Annotated in this window: 17 protein-coding genes and 1 tRNA gene; 11 read left to right on the forward strand and 7 right to left on the reverse strand. The window is 64.8% G+C overall.

The features are described from left to right. The first annotated feature begins 42 nt into the window (after nt 1–42). The 3 genes from purM to rnd are packed head-to-tail and all read left to right on the forward strand — an operon-like array spanning nt 43 to nt 2,921. Entirely contained in the window at nt 43–1,083 is a 1,041-nt protein-coding gene (gene purM, locus P0084_RS01025) for a phosphoribosylformylglycinamidine cyclo-ligase (protein ID WP_308914933.1), read from the forward strand. Then, the gene (gene purN / locus P0084_RS01030; protein ID WP_308914934.1) at nt 1,076–1,699 is read left to right on the forward strand and encodes a phosphoribosylglycinamide formyltransferase; all 624 of its coding nucleotides are present in this window, start codon (nt 1,076–1,078) and stop codon (nt 1,697–1,699) included. Before purM ends, purN begins: the two co-directional genes overlap by 8 nt. 43 nt (nt 1,700–1,742) lie before the next feature. After that, nucleotides 1,743–2,921 (forward strand): ribonuclease D, encoded by a 1,179-nt coding sequence (gene rnd / locus P0084_RS01035; protein ID WP_308915057.1) that lies wholly within the window; start codon nt 1,743–1,745, stop codon nt 2,919–2,921. On the opposite strand, the gene P0084_RS01040 is transcribed toward rnd, so the two are convergent. Continuing rightward, a complete protein-coding gene (locus P0084_RS01040; protein ID WP_308914935.1) occupies nt 2,908–3,285 on the reverse strand; it encodes a hypothetical protein in 378 nt (125 codons plus the stop codon). The genes rnd and P0084_RS01040 overlap by 14 nt on opposite strands. 189 nt (nt 3,286–3,474) lie before the next feature. Between P0084_RS01040 and P0084_RS01045 the strand changes: the two genes are divergently transcribed. Then, nucleotides 3,475–3,885: a SufE family protein gene (locus tag P0084_RS01045; protein ID WP_308914936.1), complete on the forward strand. Its 411-nt coding sequence runs from the start codon at nt 3,475–3,477 to the stop codon at nt 3,883–3,885. 179 nt (nt 3,886–4,064) lie between these two features. Here P0084_RS01045 and P0084_RS01050 read toward each other — a convergent pair whose 3' ends face one another. Continuing rightward, nucleotides 4,065–4,961, reverse strand: a complete 897-nt coding sequence (locus P0084_RS01050; protein WP_308914937.1) for a LysR family transcriptional regulator — start codon at nt 4,959–4,961, stop codon at nt 4,065–4,067. A 119-nt stretch (nt 4,962–5,080) separates the two neighbouring features. On the opposite strand from P0084_RS01050, the gene P0084_RS01055 reads away from it, so the two are divergent. Beyond that, a complete protein-coding gene (locus tag P0084_RS01055) occupies nt 5,081–8,467 on the forward strand; it encodes an indolepyruvate ferredoxin oxidoreductase family protein (RefSeq protein ID WP_308914938.1) in 3,387 nt (1,128 codons plus the stop codon). 66 nt (nt 8,468–8,533) lie between these two features. Here P0084_RS01055 and P0084_RS01060 read toward each other — a convergent pair whose 3' ends face one another. From P0084_RS01060 to fabI, 5 genes are read right to left on the reverse strand one after another with little or no spacing between them, the layout of a single operon-like run. Beyond that, the gene (locus P0084_RS01060; protein WP_308914939.1) at nt 8,534–8,758 is read right to left on the reverse strand and encodes a sulfurtransferase TusA family protein; all 225 of its coding nucleotides are present in this window, start codon (nt 8,756–8,758) and stop codon (nt 8,534–8,536) included. Continuing rightward, nucleotides 8,748–9,257, reverse strand: coding sequence for a xanthine phosphoribosyltransferase (gpt, locus tag P0084_RS01065; RefSeq protein WP_308914940.1), 510 nt, complete (start codon nt 9,255–9,257; stop codon nt 8,748–8,750). Before gpt ends, P0084_RS01060 begins: the two co-directional genes overlap by 11 nt. Before the next feature lie 13 nt (nt 9,258–9,270). Further along, nucleotides 9,271–9,876 carry a LysE family translocator gene (locus P0084_RS01070; RefSeq protein WP_308914941.1) on the reverse strand — a complete coding sequence of 202 codons (606 nt, stop codon included), beginning with the start codon at nt 9,874–9,876 and terminating at the stop codon, nt 9,271–9,273. 5 nt (nt 9,877–9,881) lie between these two features. After that, nucleotides 9,882–10,511, reverse strand: coding sequence for a LysE family translocator (locus P0084_RS01075; RefSeq protein ID WP_308914942.1), 630 nt, complete (start codon nt 10,509–10,511; stop codon nt 9,882–9,884). After that, a complete protein-coding gene (fabI, locus tag P0084_RS01080; RefSeq protein ID WP_308914943.1) occupies nt 10,508–11,323 on the reverse strand; it encodes an enoyl-ACP reductase FabI in 816 nt (271 codons plus the stop codon). The genes P0084_RS01075 and fabI overlap by 4 nt, the downstream gene beginning before the upstream one ends. A gap of 86 nt (nt 11,324–11,409) precedes the next feature. Here fabI and pdxH point away from each other — a divergent pair, with 86 nt between their 5' ends. From pdxH to P0084_RS01110, 6 genes are all read left to right on the forward strand, one after another. Further along, the gene (pdxH, locus tag P0084_RS01085; protein ID WP_308914944.1) at nt 11,410–12,042 is read left to right on the forward strand and encodes a pyridoxamine 5'-phosphate oxidase; all 633 of its coding nucleotides are present in this window, start codon (nt 11,410–11,412) and stop codon (nt 12,040–12,042) included. A gap of 103 nt (nt 12,043–12,145) precedes the next feature. Continuing rightward, complete coding sequence (locus tag P0084_RS01090) at nt 12,146–12,709, forward strand: cold-shock protein (RefSeq protein WP_308914945.1); 564 nt, start codon at nt 12,146–12,148, stop codon at nt 12,707–12,709. An 83-nt stretch (nt 12,710–12,792) separates the two neighbouring features. Continuing rightward, nucleotides 12,793–13,155, forward strand: a complete 363-nt coding sequence (locus tag P0084_RS01095; RefSeq protein WP_308914946.1) for a DUF192 domain-containing protein — start codon at nt 12,793–12,795, stop codon at nt 13,153–13,155. Nucleotides 13,156–13,198: 43 nt separating this feature from the next. Continuing rightward, a tRNA-Pro gene (locus tag P0084_RS01100) sits at nt 13,199–13,275 on the forward strand. A gap of 411 nt (nt 13,276–13,686) precedes the next feature. Beyond that, the gene (locus tag P0084_RS01105; RefSeq protein WP_308914947.1) at nt 13,687–17,331 is read left to right on the forward strand and encodes a vitamin B12-dependent ribonucleotide reductase; all 3,645 of its coding nucleotides are present in this window, start codon (nt 13,687–13,689) and stop codon (nt 17,329–17,331) included. 213 nt (nt 17,332–17,544) lie between these two features. Then, nucleotides 17,545–18,768: an acyl-CoA dehydrogenase gene (locus P0084_RS01110; RefSeq protein ID WP_308914948.1), complete on the forward strand. Its 1,224-nt coding sequence runs from the start codon at nt 17,545–17,547 to the stop codon at nt 18,766–18,768. Nucleotide 18,769 lies beyond the last annotated feature (1 nt).

An 18,769-nucleotide genomic window follows, 5' to 3' on the forward strand; every position in this document is an offset into this window, starting at 1 on the left:
CGCTGTTAGGGGCGCGGCGGACGTCTGGGGCAGGGGGATGGCATGACCGGGGCGAAGGATGGCTTGACCTATGCGCTGGCCGGAGTGGACATCGCTGCCGGCGATGCGCTCGTGGACCGTGCGAAGTCCGCCGCGCGGGCGACGGATCGCCCGGGGACGGTGGGCGCCCTCGGCGGGTTCGGCGCATTGTTCGACCCGAAGGCCGCGGGTTACGTCGATCCCATCCTGGTCGCGGCGACGGATGGCGTCGGGACCAAGCTGCGCCTCGCCATCGACACGGATAGCCTGGAGGGCATTGGTCAGGACTTGGTGGCGATGTGCGTCAACGATCTGATTTGCCAGGGCGCAGAGCCTCTGTTCTTCCTTGACTATCTCGCGACCGGACGGCTGGAGGTCGATGCCGCGGCCCGGGTTGTCGAAGGCATCGCCCGAGCTTGCAAAGCGTCAGGCTGCGCTTTGATCGGTGGCGAGACGGCGGAGATGCCGGGCCTTTACGCAGCCGGTGACTTCGACCTTGCGGGCTTCGCCGTGGGTGCGGTGGAACGGGGGGGCGTGCTGCCCCGGGACGTGGCGGACGGCGACGTGTTGCTGGGACTGGCATCCGCAGGCGTCCATTCCAACGGCTTCTCGCTGGTGCGCCGCGTGGCCGAACGAGCCGGCCTGGGATGGAACGATCCCGCCCCCTTCGCCGGGGATGCGACGCTGGGGGAGGCCCTGCTGACCCCCACGCGGCTATACGTCCGCCCCGTATTGCAGGCAGTCCGGGCCGGTGGCGTTCACGCCCTCGCTCACATCACCGGTGGTGGCCTGACGGAGAACCTGCCTCGCGTGCTTCCGGATGGCTTGGGCGTTCACGTCGACCTGTTGGCCTGGACCCCCCCGCCCGTCTTCGCTTGGCTGGCGGAAGCGGGCGGCATCGCCGGCGCGGAGATGCGGCGGACGTTCAATTGCGGCATCGGCATGGTCCTCGTTTGCGACCCCGGCGAGGTCGATGCCCTCGCCACCCTGCTGACGGATGCAGGCGAAACGGTCTGCATTCTGGGTCGTGTCGAACCGGGTCGCGGCGTCACGTTCGGTGTCTGACCGGCGCGTGAACGTCGGCATCGCGATTTCAGGCGGTGGTTCGAACATGGCGGCGCTGGTGCGCTCGATGACGGGGGACCACCCGGCGCGGCCCGTATTGGTGGTGTCGAACGTCCGGGATGCGGGGGGGTTGGCACGAGCGTGCGACCTCGGGGTCCCGACCGCAATCGTGGACCATACGGATTATCCCGATCGCGCCGCGTTCGAGGACGCGTTGCACGCAGCCTTCGCCGCGGCGGGCACCGATCTGATCGCCTTGGCCGGGTTCATGCGTATCCTGACCCACCGTTTCATCGATCGCTGGACGGATCGGATCGTCAACATCCATCCCAGCCTGCTGCCCAAATACCCGGGGCTGGATACCCATGTACGGGCCATTCGGTCCGGGGACGCAGAGGCGGGATGCACGGTGCATTCCGTCACGTCCAACCTGGATGCGGGACCCATCCTAGGGCAGGCGCGCGTGCCCGTCTTGGCCGATGACAGCCCAACGACGTTGGCCGTTCGCGTTTTGGCCGCGGAGCATGAACTCTATCCCCGGATCCTGCGCGGCGTCGCTGGCGATATGGCGGCATCCGTGGCGTCACCGCTTCCAAATTCCGATGTCCCACGATAGGGATCGCTACACATTCGGGAGCGTTATCATAGCCGACGACGACATCAGCACGATCACGACGACGGACGACCTGGCCGCCTTCTGCATGCGCGCTGCCGCCGCGCCGTATGTGACCGTCGATACGGAGTTCCTGCGCGAGCGGACGTACTATTCGAAGCTCTGCCTCGTGCAGTTGGCGATCCCGGGCGACGACCCGTCGAACGCCGTACTGGTCGATCCCCTCGCCGATGGTCTGGATCTCGGGCCGTTGTACGAGTTGTTCCGTGACCACGGCACCGTGAAGGTGTTCCACGCCGCCCGTCAGGACCTTGAGATCTTCGCCATCGAAGGCGATGTGATCCCGGAGCCGTTGTTCGACACGCAGGTCGCCGCGATGGTCTGTGGCTTCGGCGAGCAAGTGGGGTACGAGACCCTCGCCCGCAAGATCGCCCGGGCGCAGATCGACAAATCGAGCCGGTTCACGGACTGGTCGCGACGACCGCTGTTGGATTCGCAGAAGCGGTACGCGCTGGCCGACGTCACGCACCTGCGCGACATCTACGAGCATCTATCGGCCGAGTTGGATCGTACCCAGCGGCGCGCCTGGGTCGAGGAGGAGATGGCGGTGCTTCGCGATCCGGCGACCTATCGCACCGAACCTGCGGACGCTTGGAAACGCCTGAAGATGCGCAATCCGACGCCTCGGTTCGTCGCCATCGCGCAACGCCTCGCGTCCTTTCGGGAGACCTATGCCCAATCGAACGACGTGCCGCGGTCACGGGTCTTCAAGGACGATGCGCTGCTGGAGTTGGCGTCGCTGAAGCCGAGGGATCCGAAGGATCTCGGGAAGGCTCGCCTGCTCCTGCGCGAAGGGCGGCGCGATCCGGTCGCCGCGGGAATCCTGCAGGCGGTGGAAGGGGGTCTGGCCGTCCCGAAAGAAGACCTTCCAAGCTTGCCGCAACCCAAGTCGCGGGATCAATCGAACGCGGCGCTGGCGGACCTGCTGCGCGTCTTGCTGAAGGCGATGTCGGAACGGGCGGGCGTAGCATCGAAGCTGATCGCCACTGCCTCGGACCTTGACGACATCGCCGCCGGCGCACGCGACGGGATCTGGTCGAAGGGATGGCGTGCGAAGGTGTTCGGACGTGACGCTTTGCGGTTGTGCAATGGGGAGATAGCGCTTGCGTGCGAGGGGAACGCCGTGCGTGTGGTTCCCTTGGGTGAAACGGTTACCGACGGCTGATCACGCGCCGATTGATAACCCCCTGGACCGCGATCCGGTCCACGCCTGCCAAGTCCTGCTGGGTCAGGAACGTACCGGCCAGAACCTCCCGGGACGGTTGGGCCCCGACGGGACGACGGTCGGGCGGGGGTAGCAAGCGAAATTCCATCAGGTAGAGTCCGGCTTCGGCCGATGGGACTCGGACGAGTTCGGCGTTCCAGAACCCCTGGGTCGGAGGCAGCCCGATCGCGCTTACGATCAGCCCGGGCGGCGTGTTCGCGACATCGAGCGACAGCACCTGCTGGACCACGGGGGAGGCCGCGGTGCCTGCTCGAACGGCGATCGGTTCCGAACGATCGCCACCAAGCCAGTTCAGGGGGTTCAAGCGCGATCCTCCGAGACCGCACGCGGTTATGATGGAGGCGGCACACAGGATGATCGCGATCGCGCGCATGAATGTCCCCGGGTCTTGCGTCGTCGCCTGGCGGCTAACCGATCGAGGATCGCTTGGGAAGCCGCTGGACGATGGGATGGTCTGCACCTAGGTGCGGACGGATCGATACGAGGACCCTTCATGGCACAGGACGCGTTCGAGGATCTGGTCGAGACGTTCGCGTTCCTCGACGATTGGGAGGACCGGTACCGGCACGTCATCGATATGGGCCGAGCGCTGCCACCGCTCGACGATGCCCTGAAGGTTCCTGCGACGAAGGTCGATGGCTGCGCGAGCCAGGTCTGGCTTCATCCGCGCATCGCCGATGGCACGTTCGACTTCGCGGGCGAATCGGACGCGATGATCGTCCGCGGACTCATCGCCGTACTCCATACCCTGTATGCGGGTCTGCCGGTGGAACGGGTGAACGCGGTCGACGCGCCCACCGAACTCGCGAGGTTGGGTCTGCACGACCATCTGTCGTCGCAGCGCTCGAATGGCTTGCGGGCGATGGTCGAACGGATCCGTGCCACGGCAGCACAAACCGATTGAGTAGCAACCAGCCTGCGGAACGAAAAAAGGCCGGACACGAAGGTCCGGCCAGTCCAACAGGGAGGTTGAGATCCAAAGATCGATCTCGAAAAGACAGCTAGGCGCCGCTTATTGTTGCATCAAGGAAAAACTGTACCGATCGGTGCAACTCCGGTATGCAGCGCGAGCATGGCTTGACATCATGCCGCCTGACGGGAGCGTCGATACGCAACCACCTCGTCCACCACGAAGTCCCGGAACGCTTCCACCCGGCGGGAGCCACGCAACTCCTCCGGGAAGGCGAGGAAGACGGGGACCTCGTTCGATTCAGCCTTCGGTACGACCTGCACGAGCTGCGGAAAGTCCTGCTGCAGATAGTCCGGTAGTACGCCGATCCCCAGGTCGGACAGCACGCCCTGGAGCACTCCGAAGTAGTTGTTGACCGTAAGCATCCGCGTCGCGCCGGCTGCCATGAGTTCCCGAACCAATTGAGCGCCGGCGCTCACTTGGGTCGCGCCGACGTTCTGACAGATCAGGCGGTGGTCGGAAAGATCTTCGACCCGCCGTGGGGTTCCGGCCCGTTTCAAGTATTCCTTGGACGCAAAGAGCTGCATCCGAATGTCCATCAGCCGCTTGCGCACCAGATCGGCCTGACTCGGCTCCTTCATGCGGATCGCGACGTCGGCTTCCCGCATGGGGAGATCGAGGACCCGTTCCTCCAGCATGAGGTCGAGCCTGAGATCCGGGTAGCTCTGGTACAGCTTGGGCAGGCGTGGGGCCAACCAGATCGACCCGAAGCCGATCGTCGTCGTGACGCGGAGGTCGCCGAACACCTCCTCCTCCGAATCGCGAATGCGGGCGGTCGCGGCTTCGAGCCGCTTCATCATCGCGGTGGACGCATCGAACAGCAGTTCGCCTTGCTCGGTCAGGATCAGCCCGCGCGCGTGGCGATGGAATAGGGTTGTGTTCAGCGACTCCTCCAGGGCGCGGATCTGGCGGCTGACCGCCGATTGCGACAAATGCAGGACGTCGCCTGCATGGGTCAGCGACCCCTGGTCCGCGACCGCATGGAAGATACGCAGCTTGTCCCAATCCATGTCGGCACGATTCCAGTCTGCAAGGAGTGACTAACCCTGCGGCAATAAAGCTGAAGGGTAAACGATTTTCGACTTCGTAGCCGGGCGGGATCCCGTATCCTGCCCGTGGAGGGACCGCCATGCGCCACGATGCCAGCCTCGATGATCGGTACGATCTGGATCGCGGTACGATCCTTCTGAATGGAACGCAGGCCCTCGTCCGGCTGATGCTCATGCAGCGCGCACGAGATGCCGCGGCAGGGATGCGTACGGCTGGCTACGTCACCGGATATCGTGGCTCGCCTTTGGGGGGCGTGGACATGCAGATGTCCCGCGCGGCCCCCCAGTTGGCTGCCGCCGACATTCGCTTCCACCCCGGCCTGAACGAGGATCTTGCGGCCACGGCGGCCTGGGGCACGCAGCAGGCGGGCATCCGGGGCGAGGGGGTTCACGATGGTGTATTCACCCTCTTCTATTCCAAGGGGCCTGGCATCGATCGTTCCGGGGACGTCCTGCGTCATGCGAACCTGGCCGGGACCGCGCCGAAGGGCGGTGTCCTTGCTGCCCTCGGCGACGACCATACGGGCGAATCGTCGACCACATGCCATCAATCCGAATGGGCGATGTTGGATGCGCAGATTCCCGTACTGTCCCCCGCCGGCGTGCAGGAAATCCTGGACTTGGGCCTCTATGGCTTTGCGCTTTCGCGTGCATCGGGCCTTTGGGCCGGCCTGAAGTTAATGAAGGATACGGTGGAGGTCACGGGCGTCATCGACGGTCGAGCCGACCGGATGACTTTCGTCTTGCCAGACCGGCCGGAGCCGTCCGACGGTCTGCACATCCGTGCGGGCGACCATTGGGTCCCGCAGGAGGAGCGGCTGCACGAATGGAAGGTGCCCACAGCCCGCGCCTTCGCCCGGGCCAACCGCATCGATCGTCGCGGGCATGGACGCCCCGGGGCACGCATCGGGTTGGTCGGGCACGGGAAGAACTGGCTCGACCTCATACACGCATTGTCGCTGCTGGGACTCGATGCCACGGATTGCGATCGCATCGGTCTGACGACCTACAAGGTGGCGCAAGTCTGGCCGCTCGACGTCGCGTCCCTGCACGAATGGGCGGACGGCCTGGACCTGATCGTCGTGGTCGAGGAAAAGCGCAAGCTCCTGGAGATTCAGATCAAGGAGGCTCTCTTCGGTCTCGCCGGGGTGCCGCGTGTCTGGGGCTATCGCGATGCAGCCGGCAACGTCCTGTTTCCGCAACATGGTGCGTTGGACCCGGCGAACGTGGCCGCCAAGCTAGGTCGGATCCTGGTGGAGGAAGGTCGCTGCACGGACCGGATGGCGGATGCGTTGGTCGATCTGCGCGATGCCGCGGATACGGGAAGCGCGCCCGACCTTGCGAAGCGGACGCCCTATTTCTGTGCGGGCTGTCCGCACAACACATCGACCACGCTGCCCGCCGGGGCACGTTCCGGGGGCGGTATCGGGTGCCATACGATGGCCTTGTGGATGGAGCGCGGGACCGAGGGCTATACGCATATGGGCGCCGAAGGGGCGAACTGGGTCGGGGAAGGGCCATTCAGCACGCGGCCCCATGTCTTCCAGAACATGGGCGACGGGACCTATAACCATTCCGGCATCCTCGCGATCCGCGCAGCGCTCGGGTCAGGAGCGAACATCACGTTCAAAATACTGTTCAACGATGCCGTCGCGCTGACGGGCGGGCAGGGCAACGATGGCGGTCTGACCCCACAACGAGTAGCGGCCGAGTTGTTGGCCATGGGGGTCAAACGCGTCGCAATCGTTCACGATCCTGCGGAGGAGCTGGATCGTGCGGCCTTTCCCGAAGCGGTGGGATGGCATCCACGTGACGACCTCGCGGCGGTGCAACGTAAGATGCAATCGGAGCCCGGGGTCACCGCGATCGTCTATGTCCAGACCTGCGCTGCCGAGAAACGTCGGCGGCGCAGGCACGGCACGTTCCCGACCCCCGCGACGCGCGTCTTCATCGACCCGGACGTCTGCGAAGGGTGCGGCGACTGCGGGGTGCAGTCGAACTGCGTGGCCCTGCTGCCGATCGAGACGCCTTTCGGAACGAAACGCGTCGTCGACCAGTCGGCGTGCAACGTCGATCTCAATTGCCTCAAAGGGTTCTGTCCGAGCTTCGTGACCATGACGGGGGGCTCGCGGCGCGCGAGCGCGATGGACGACCTCGATCTGTCGGGCCTGCCCGATCCGGCGAAGCCCGCAATCCGTGGAACATGGAACGTCGTGGCCACGGGGATCGGCGGTACGGGCATCGTGACGGTAGGGGCCGTTCTGACAATGGCGGCGTATCTCGACGGAAAGGCAGCGGCCTGCATGGAGATGGCTGGCCTGGCGCAAAAGGGCGGCGCGGTCCACCTGCATTTGCGTTTCGCGCAGGTTCCCGAAGACATCGCAGCCGTTCGCGTATCCGCGGGGGAGGCGGATCTGTTGATCGGCGCGGATGCCTTGACGGCTGCCACGCGGGACACCTTGCGCCTGCTCCGTCCTGGGAGGACGAGCGGAGTCGTAAACGCCCACCTGTCGACGACAGGACGCTTCACACGCGACCCGGACTTTCGCTTGCCGGAGGAGGCCATAGGCGACGCCCTGCGACAGCGGCTGGGAAACGGCTTCCACGCCCTCGACGCGACCGCCCTGGCCGAGAGGGTGATGGGGGATACGATCTTCGCGAATCTCGTCCTGACGGGGGCTGCCTGGCAGCGTGGTCTGGTACCTGTATCCGCCGGAGCGATGCGCCGTGCGATCGAGCTGAACGGCCGCAGAGTCGACGCCAGTCTACGTGCCTTCGAGCTCGGTCGATGGGCCGTAACGCATCCCGCCCGTGCGGACCGGATCGCGGTGGGTGATGCGCCGCCTCCGCAGGATCCAGTCGAACGATGCGCCGCCCACTTGGAGGTCTATGGTGGCGTGCGTCTGGCGCAGCGTTACAAGGCGTTGGTGGAGGGTATCGATGATGCCGTGCTGCGTGATGCGGTGGCGCGGGGGTATCACAAGTTGCTTGCATACAAGGACGAGTACGAGGTTGCACGCCTGCTGGCCGGAACGCATGCGAAGGTAGCGCAGGAATGGAATGGCGCTCATTTGAGCTATCACCTCGCCCCACCGCTCCTTGCCCGCTCGGGCTCCGACGGTCGCCCCGCCAAGCGTACGTTCGGTCGTTGGATCGAACCGCTGTTCCCACTCCTCGCGCGGGGCAGAGTCCTGCGCGGAACACCCTTCGACCCGTTCAGATACGCCGCGGACAGGCGGATGGAACGAGCATTGATCACCGAGTACGAGCGCGACATTGCGAGCGTCTTGCCCATCCTGGACGAGGGGAACCGCAGCGATATCATCGAACTCGCCCTCCTTCCGCTTTCGATCCGTGGCTTCGGCCCCGTGAAGGCGGCGAACGGGAATAAGGCGGCGGCGCGCCGAGCGACCCTCCTGCGGAAGATTCGCGACGGGGCGGGAGGATACGAGGTGGCGGCCGAATAGACGATGACGGCCGTGGCGGGATTTTGGTGGCATGGCGACCACCGGTCGGGAATGCGCCTCGTGTCCTCATCCCTTCCGGATAAGGAACCGGGTTCCGTCCGCCCCGAGGAACGCATGGCCCTGCTCGATGCAGAAATGCGGTACGTCCACATGGGCTGCGGGATCGTCCGCGAGGAGCACGACCACGTCTCCCGAGGCGACGCCCTTCATTCGCTTGCGCAACCGGAGAACGGGCAGGGGGCACAGCAGTCCCAAGGCGTCGACGGTCAGCGCTTCGACATCATTCGTCATGGCCGCGATACGGCTTCACATACTGCAACGCCATGTCCCAGGGGAAGAAGATCCAAGTATCCTGACTGACCCCGGTGATGAACGTGTTCACCATCGGCTCGCCCTTCGGCTTCGCATAGACCGTGGCAAAGTGAGCATGCGGATACAGGTCGCGTACGACCTCCAACGTCTTGCCGGTATCGACCAGATCGTCGATCACGAGGATGCCGGTCCCATCGCCCACCATCTCCGGGTCCGGTTTCGACAAGATCTGCGCTTCGCCCTGGGATTGGTGGTCGTAGGACTTGACGCTGATCGTGTCGAGGAGGCGGACCCCCAATTCCCGTGCGATGATCATCGCCGGGGCCATTCCGCCGCGCGTGATGGCGACGATGGCCTTCCAGGCGCCGCCCTCTCCCGGGCCGCGGCCGTCCAGCCGCCAGGCCAGAGCGCGGCTGTCCCGATGGATCTGGTCCCAGGAGATGTGGAAGCCCTTCTCATGGGGGAGGGTATCGGACATCGGCAAACCTTTCTCAGGGCAGGGCGATGCGCAGGCCCAACGCGCCGAGGCAGACGCCGAGCATGCGGTCCATCGCGATCTTGAACCGGGCATAGACGGCACGCGACCGTGACAGCGAGAAGACCCGCGCCATTCCGACGTACCAAGCCGTCTCCACCAGCGCGACGTTCAATACGACGACCAGCAGAGCCCAGGCCGGAGCGTTCGTCGGGACTAGACCGACGAACACCGCCCCGAAGAAGACGGCTGGTTTCGGATTGGCCAGAAAGCTGGCAACGCCCAACCGGAAGGCGGACCAAACGGATCGTGGTGCGGTTCCCGGCATAAGATCCGGGATCGGCTGCGGCGCTGATCGCGACATCGATATGGCCAACCAAACCAGGAACAGGCCGCCCGCGATCTTCAGGACCGTGAAGGCCGCAGGGATCAGTTCGAACAGCACGGAAAGACCGGTCAGCGCTGCGGTCGCCCAGATCGCCGCACCCGTGCCGAACCCTCCCGCGAGCGCGATGGCTGGACGAAGCCCTTCCGTCGCCGCGGTTCGAATCGACAGGACGAAGGACGGCCCCGGCGAAACGACGGCGAAGGCATGGACCAATGCCACCGTTAGGAACGCCATGAGTGTCATGGCATCACCAGCAGGCGCAGGCCGAGTCCGCCCAGGACCACGGCCATGATACGGCCCATGATGGTGCGCCGGGCGACATAGCGTGCTCGAACGGACGGACGCGACAGCATCGTCGCAAGGATCGCGTAGACGACGACCTCCAGGACGATGTGGTTGATGGTGATCAGGGTCATCTGCGTTCCGCTCAAGCCGGGCGGAAAGATCACCAGCAGAACGCCTGCGGAGAAGAGGATCGACTTCGGATTGGCGAGGTTCAGGGCGGCACCACGCAGGAAGGCCTGCCGTCGAGAGCGCGGTGTCTTGGGTTGGATCGGGTCGCCGGCCGTTCGCCATGCGACGACCGCGAAGCCCAGGATCAGCACCGCACCGCCAACCTTCATCGCGGTATAGGCCATCGGGAAGGCGTCGAACAAGGCTTCCAGACCCAACAGGGCGGCCAACGTCCAAAGCCCCGCGACGACGGCCAGCCCCATCCCGACCACGATCCCTTCGCGCCGCCCTCCGGTAAGGGCCGAATGGGTGCACAACAGGAATGCGGGTCCCGGCGCCGCGACGGCGAATAGCAACGCCACGTTGAACGCCGCGACATGGGCCCAAGTCAGGCCCGTGACCTCGATGGGCGTCATCCGTCCTTCTTGTCCAGCGTCATGTCTGGGGCGTCGACGTTCTTCATGCCGACCACATGGTAGCCCGCATCGACATGATGGACCTCACCCGTCACCGCCGACGCGAGGTCCGACAGCAGATACATCGCGGACTGCCCGACCTCGTCCTGCGTTACGGTCCGCCGCAGCGGCGAATTGTACTCGTTCCACTTCAGAATATAGCGGAAGTCGCCGATGCCACTGGCAGCCAAGGTCTTTATCGTCCCTGCACTGATCGCGTTCACGCGAATGCCGTCCCGCCCGAGATCCTCCGCCAGATACTTCACGGACGTCTCCAGCGCCGATTTGGCCAGACCCATCACGTTGTAGTGTGGCATGACCTTCTCGGCGCCATAGTACGACAAAGTCAGCGCACTGCCGCCGGCGGTCATCAGGCGTTCGGCACGCTGCATCACGGCCGTGAAGGAATAGACCGACACGTTCATCGTCATCAGGAAGTTGTCGAGCGAGGTGTCAAGGTAACGGCCCCGCAGCTCCGACTTGTCGCTGAACCCGATCGCATGGACGAGAAAGTCCAACCGATCCCATCGTTCGCCCAGGGTCGCGAAGGCCGTGTCGATCGATGTCCCATCGGATACGTCACACTCGATCAACAGGTCCGACCCCACCTGCTCGGCCAGCGGTCGGACCCGCTTCTGCAACGCTTCCCCCTGATACGCGAACGCGAGTTCGGCCCCTTGGCCCGCGCAGGCCTTCGCGATGCCCCAGGCGATGGACTTGTCGTTGGCCAAGCCCATGATCAGCCCGCGCTTGCCCGCCATCAACCCCGTCATCGCCGTTCCCCGCGCCGTGCGTCGTCCTTGTGTCGTTCGACCTGTTAGGCGAAACCCCACCCCGTCAGCAAGCGCGGAGGTGGGTGATGCGGGACGGGGTCAAGGACGTGAGCACCGATCGCTGCGGCCCGTTCGCGGGTGACGATCCGTTCGCCCTGGCGCGGGAATGGCTTCGGAATGCCGAAGCCACCGAACCCAACGACCCCAACGCGATGGCACTGGCCACTGTCGACGGCGACGGAACGCCGAACGTCCGTATCGTGCTGCTGAAGGAGATCGAGGACGGACCTGATGGGGGTTTCGTCTTCTACACGAATTTCGAGGGGCGGAAGGGCACGGAACTGCTTGCGCGGCCTCGTGCCGCCTGCGTGATCCATTGGAAGACGATGAAGCGACAGGTTCGCCTACGGGGCGACGTCGATGTCGTGGAGGATTCGAAGGCAGACGCCTATTACGCGTCCCGCGGCGTCGCGTCGCGGTTGGGTGCTTGGGCATCCGCGCAATCGCGTCCGCTGGCATCCAGGCAGGAACTGATGGACCGCTTCGCCGCCGTACGCAGGACTCATGGGGACGACCCACCACGCCCCCCCCATTGGGGCGGATTCCGCCTTCGCCCGTTCGAGGTGGAGTTCTGGGCGGACGGGGCGGATCGGCTTCACGACCGGTTCAGGTGGTCCCGGGCGGCATCAGGCTGGATCGTTTCGCGTCTGCATCCCTAGTTTGGCGATGCACGCACGGAATTGCACCGAGGCAGGGCTTGCATCGCATCCGCCCGAGGGGGCATCCTGCATCGGTTAATTTGGGGAACACGGTGCGCGCGGCATGGGTCACGCCGGGGGCGCATGGGAAGGATTTCGTTTGGCAGATATCGTTGAGGAGGAGTCGAAGGAGGTTTCCGGCCACGTGAAGTGGTTCGATGCCACGCGCGGCTTCGGATTCGTGCTGTCCGATGCGGTGGAGCGCGACATCCTCCTCCATGTGAACGTGCTGAGGAACTTCGGGCAAAGTTCCATCGCCGAGGGAAGCTTGGTCCAACTGCGCGTCGTTCGTAGCAGCCGTGGATTTCAAGCTCTCGAGATTCTGTCGATCCAGGCACCCGAGGCCGTTCAGGACGATGCCGCCACGGACGTACCCGAGTTCCTCCGAAGCGTTGACGACGACGTTCCGTACGAGCCGGCTCGGGTCAAGTGGTTCGACAAGGGAAAGGGATTCGGGTTCGCGAACGTCTTCGGGAATCCCGAGGATGTGTTCATCCATGCGGAGGTCTTGCGGCGCTGCGGCCTCGCCGACCTCGCGCCGGGGGAGGCGGTGTGCATTCGGTCCACCGACGGGCAAAGGGGCAGGCTGGCCGTGGAGGTCCGTCCGTGGGAGCATTTCTCCGCCTGATCGCGGCATGGGTCCTGCTGGCCGGAACGGCGTCGGCATCCTGCGCATCGGACCGGGTCGACATACGGGGCGACTTCGGATCGGTGCGTTTCGACGTCGAACTCGCGCTGACGGCGCAAGAGCAAGCACGCGGCCTGATGTTCCGCGACCAGATGGCCCGTTCCGCCGGAATGTTGTTCGTCTATGACCGGGTCGCGCCGGTCGCCTTCTGGATGCGGAACACGCTGATCCCGCTGGACATGGTATTCATCGACGATGCCGGCATCGTCACGAAGGTTCATGCGAACGCGGTGCCGCGCGACGAGACGCCGATCCCATCGGGAGGACCCGTCCGCGCGGTGTTGGAGATCAACGGCGGACAGGCGGCGCAGCTGGGGATCGACGCGGGTGACGAGGTACGTTCCCCGATTTTTCCTCAGGCGCAGGCAGTCTGGGCCTGTGATTAGGCTTTGCCTCGCGGCCGGGGGGCTGGTACGCCCCGGCACAGGTCGGAGCGTGGCGCAGCTTGGTAGCGCACCTGTTTTGGGTACAGGGGGTCGGAGGTTCGAATCCTCTCGCTCCGACCATTCGGCACCTCACCGACGGAATGGTTCCACCCACAGGTCTAGAACGTATCTGTGCCGGTGAGGTTCTCTTTTCGCAAAGCCCTTAAACGTACGTAGATCGGTCAACGCCGGTGTTCGCTTGGTGTTCCTCACAGATCGATCCACAATTTTCTTCTGTGCGAATCGGCGATTCGATCTTTCGAATCGTTGACCGGAACCGGAGGGCGCTCCAGTTTGCGTTCCTGCGAGACGAGAACACCATATCTTGTGTCCGCAGCGAGCAGACGACGCAGAGAACGTCGGAACGGGTTGTCGAACCACTCTAGGTGGTCGGTCTTGGCGCATGCCTCGGTCGGACGATGCCCTGTGCCGGTGTACGGGCCGTGCCCTCGGGCGGGTCACGAGACGAACCACGCCGATGAGGAGGCCGCCATGAAGATCGACCGTTACCTGACCGAAGCTGGACGCGACGCCTATGCGGCGCTGTCGTTCACGACGACCACGTCCGAGATCCGGAACCCGGATGGAACGATCGTCTTCCGCCTCGATGCGGTCGAGGTCCCCGATGGCTGGAGCCAGGTCGCTAGCGATGTCATCGCGCAGAAGTACTTCCGCAAGGCCGGCGTCGCGGCGAAGCTCAAGAAGGTCCGTGAGAAGGACGTCCCGGAGTTTCTCTGGCGCTCCATTCCCGACGAGGCGGCACTGGCGGAACTGCCGGAGGACGAGCGTTTCGGCGGCGAGACGTCCGCCCGGCAGGTCTTCGATCGTTTGGCCGGTGCCTGGACCTACTGGGGCTGGAAGGGCGGCTACTTCACGACCGAAGGCGACGCCCGTGCCTATTTCGATGAGATGCGCGCGATGCTCGCCCGTCAGATGGCCGCCCCGAACAGTCCGCAATGGTTCAACACCGGGCTTCATTGGGCATACGGCATCGATGGGCCGGCCCAGGGTCATCACTACGTGGATCCGTTCACAGGCAAGCTGGTGAAGTCGAGGTCGTCCTACGAACATCCGCAACCGCATGCCTGCTTCATCCAGTCCGTGCAGGACGACTTGGTGAACGACGGTGGCATCATGGACCTCTGGGTCCGCGAAGCGCGTCTCTTCAAGTACGGCTCCGGGACCGGAACCAACTTTTCGCATCTGCGCGGCGAGGGGGAGCGCCTGTCGGGCGGCGGTAAGTCGTCGGGGCTAATGGGCTTTCTCAAGATCGGCGACCGGGCGGCGGGTGCGATCAAGTCGGGCGGCACCACGCGACGCGCGGCCAAGATGGTCATCGTCGACATGGACCATCCGGACATCGAGGACTTCATCGACTGGAAGGTGATCGAGGAGCAGAAGGTCGCTGCCCTGGTGGCTGGCTCCAAGACGACGAAGGCCGCGCTCAAGGACGTAATGGTCGCGATCCGTTCCTGGGATGGGGACATGGTCGCCGCGACCGATCCGGCGGTGAACGACGCGCTGAAGACCGCGTTGCGTGCCGGCAAGAAGGCCCTCGTTCCCGAAGCCTATCTGAACCGCGTCCTGCAGTACGCGCGGCAGGGCTTCACGGAGATCGACTTCCCGACCTACGACACCGATTGGGACTCGAAGGCCTACGAGACCGTCGCCGGCCAGAACTCGAACAATTCGGTCCGCGTGACCGATGCATTCCTGTATGCCGTCGACAAGGACGCCGACTGGGAGCTGACCAACCGCACGGACGGCCAGGTCTCCAAGACGATCAAGGCCCGCGACCTGTGGGAAAAGGTCGGCCACGCGGCCTGGGCCTGCGCCGACCCGGGCATCCAGTACCACGACACGGTCAACGCTTGGCATACGTGCCCGGCCGACGGTCCCATCCGGGGCAGCAACCCGTGTTCGGAATACATGTTCCTGGACGACACGGCCTGCAATCTCGCATCCATGAACCTGCTGACGTTCCTGCGGGACGACGGCACGTTCGATGCGAACCTCTACGTCCACGCCGCGCGGTTGTGGACCGTCACGCTCGAGGTCAGCGTGATGATGGCCCAGTTCCCGTCGAAGGAGATCGCGCAGCGCTCCTACGACTTCCGCACGCTCGGTCTGGGCTACGCGAACATCGGCGGCCTGCTAATGAACATGGGCCACAGTTACGACTCCCGCGAAGGCCGTGCGATCTGCGGCGCGCTGACGGCTATCATGACGGGCGTGTCCTATGCCACTTCCGCCGAAATGGCGGGCGAGCTGGGTCCGTTCCCGGGCCATGCGCGCAACGCGGACCACATGCTGCGCGTCATGCGCAACCACCGCGCGGCGGCGAATGGCGAAACGGCGTTCGAGGCCGTGAACGTCGATCCCGTCGCCCTCGACATCGACGGATGTCCCGATGCGACGCTGCCCAAGCTCGCCGCGAAGGTCTGGGACGATGCCGTGTCGCTCGGCGAGGCTCATGGCTATCGCAACGCGCAGGCCACGGTGATCGCCCCCACGGGCACGATCGGCCTGGTCATGGATTGCGACACGACGGGCATCGAGCCGGACTTCGCCCTGGTCAAGTTCAAGAAGCTGGCCGGCGGCGGCTACTTCAAGATCATCAATCAATCGGTTCCTGCCGCGTTGCGGACGCTGGGCTACCGCGAAAGCGAGATCGGGGAGATCGTGGCCCATGCGGTCGGGCACGGATCGCTCGGACAGGCGCCGGGCATCAACCACACGTCCCTGGTGGGTCACGGGTTCGGCCCGGAGGAGATCAAGAAGGTCGAGGCCGCGCTTCCGTCAGCATTCGACATCCGGTTCGTGTTCAACCAGTGGACCCTGGGCGAAGACTTCCTGACCGGCACGCTCGGTATCCCCGCCGCCAAGCTGACGGACCCGTCCTTCGACCTGCTGCGCCATCTCGGCTTCCCGAAGGCCGATATCGAGGCGGCGAACGACCATGTCTGCGGGACGATGACGCTCGAGGGCGCGCCGCATCTGCGGCCGGAACATTATCCGGTCTTCGACTGCGCCAATCCGTGCGGCAAGAAGGGCAAGCGGTTCCTCTCCGTGGACAGCCACATCCATATGATGGCTGCCGCTCAGTCCTTCATCTCGGGCGCGATCTCCAAGACGATCAACATGCCCAACTCGGCCACGATCGAGGATTGTCAGAAGGCTTACGAACTGTCCTGGTCCCTGGGCGTGAAGGCCAACGCCCTCTACCGCGACGGTTCCAAGCTGTCCCAGCCGCTCGCCGCCAGTTTGGTGGAGGACGACGAAGAGGCCGCCGAGGTGATGGAGACCGGAACGCCGCAGCAGAAAGCGCAGGTCCTGGCGGAAAAGGTGATCGAGAAGGTCATCGTCCAGGAAGTCGCGCGCGGTCGCGAGAAGATGCCCGACCGCAGGAAGGGCTATACCCAGAAGGCCGTCGTCGGCGGGCACAAGGTCTATCTCCGCACCGGCGAGTACGAGGATGGCCAACTGGGCGAGATCTTCATCGACATGCACAAGGAGGGCGCGGGCTTCCGGGCGATGATGAACAACTTCGCCATCGCGGTCTCGGTCGGCCTCCAATACGGCGTGCCGTTGGAGGAGTTCGTCGACGCCTTTACCTTCACGAAGTTCGAGCCGGCAGGCATGGTCCAGGGCAACGACAGCATCAAGAATGCGACGAGCGTGCTGGACTACATCTTCCGCGAGTTGGCGGTCAGCTATCTCGACCGGACCGATCTGGCGCACGTCAAGCCGGAGGGTGCCAGCTTCGACAGTCTACACAAGCCCGATGACGGCGGTCAGGCCGATCCGCAGGGTGGGGACGATCCGCATGCCAAATCGTTGGAGATGATCCGCCAAGTCACTTCCTCGGGTTATCTGCGCAAGCGCTTGCCGCGGGACCTGGTATCGTTGGACGGCGGGGTCGATGCGGTGGCGCAGCGCATTGCCACGCCCGCGGTGGAGGCGACTTTGGCCGAGCCCGGGCAGGCGGATGTCGCCATCAAGATGGATCCCCGCGCCAAGGCCAGGATGCAGGGCTACGAGGGGGAGGCCTGCGGCGAGTGCGGCAACTACACGCTCGTGCGCAACGGCACGTGCATGAAGTGCAACACGTGCGGGGGCACGTCTGGCTGTAGCTGACGACAGGAAGATGTCTGGGTCCGATGGATCCTCCTTGTGATGGCTGGGAGGGGTTCGTAGGCCTTGCGACGAGCGAGGGATGGGGCATCGGTGGGATCAACCCACTGGCGTCCTTTCCGTTCGGGTCAGTCGGAACTGCGACAGGCCAAACGTTGGCGTTTCCGGCGCAAAGCGCATAGAACCGTCGCCGAAGCATCATCCGGAGGACGCATCATGGACGGTACCCCGCATCCGCTACCCCCCAAGTCGCTCCCCGGATTGGCCCCCTTCGCTTGGGACGACCCCCTCGGGCTGGACGCACAGCTCACGGACGAGGAGCGCATGATCCGCGACACCGCCCGCGACTATGCGCAAGACAAGCTGTTGCCGCGGGTGACGGACGCCTATCTGAACGCCACGACCGACCCTTCGATCTTCCGCGAGATGGGCGAAATCGGCTTGCTGGGCTGCACCACGCCGGAGGCCTATGGCGGCGTGGATGCGTCCTACGTCGCCTACGGCCTCATCGCGCGCGAGATCGAGCGTGTCGACAGCGGGTACCGCAGCATGATGTCGGTCCAATCGTCTTTGGTGATGTATCCGATCTACGCCTATGGCGACGAAGATCAGCGGATGCGCTGGCTCCCGAAGTTGGCCACGGGCGAGCATGTCGGCTGTTTCGGCCTGACGGAGCCGGATGCGGGTTCCGATCCCGGCGGCATGACCACCCGGGCCGAACCGACGGACGGCGGATACAGGCTCTCGGGAACGAAGACCTGGATCAGCAACAGCCCCGTCGCGGACGTGTTCGTCGTCTGGGCGAAGTCCACCGCCCACGATGGCCGCATCATGGGGTTCGTCCTCGAACGCGGGATGGCCGGGCTGTCCACGCCGAAGCTGGACGGAAAGCTGTCGCTGCGTGCTTCGATCACCGGTCAGATCGTGATGGACGACGTGTTCGTCCCGGCCGCGAACCTCCTTGCCGGCGTGTCCGGTCTGAAGGGTCCGTTCGGCTGCCTGAACCGGGCGCGCTACGGCATAACCTGGGGCGCGATGGGTGCGGCGGAGGATTGCTTCAACCGCGCCCGGCAATACGGGCTCGACCGCAAACAGTTCGGCCGCCCCCTGGCGCAGACGCAGCTCTATCAGAAGAAGCTGGCCGACATGCTGACCGACATCGCGCTCGGCCTTCAGGGATCGCTACAGGCCGGACGGATGTTGGACGATGGGGCGTTGGCCCCCGAGGCCATCAGTCTCCTGAAGCGCAACAATTGTGGAAAGGCGTTGGACATCGCGCGCGCTGCCCGTGACATGCACGGCGGTAACGGCATCGCGGCCGAGTATCACATCATGCGCCATGCCGCGAACCTGGAGGCCGTGAACACCTACGAGGGTACGCACGACGTCCACGCCCTGATCCTGGGACGAGCCATCACGGGATTGCAAGCCTTCGTCTGAT

This window comes from Jannaschia maritima (genome assembly GCF_030973515.1).
Classification (GTDB): domain Bacteria; phylum Pseudomonadota; class Alphaproteobacteria; order Rhodobacterales; family Rhodobacteraceae; genus Jannaschia; species Jannaschia maritima.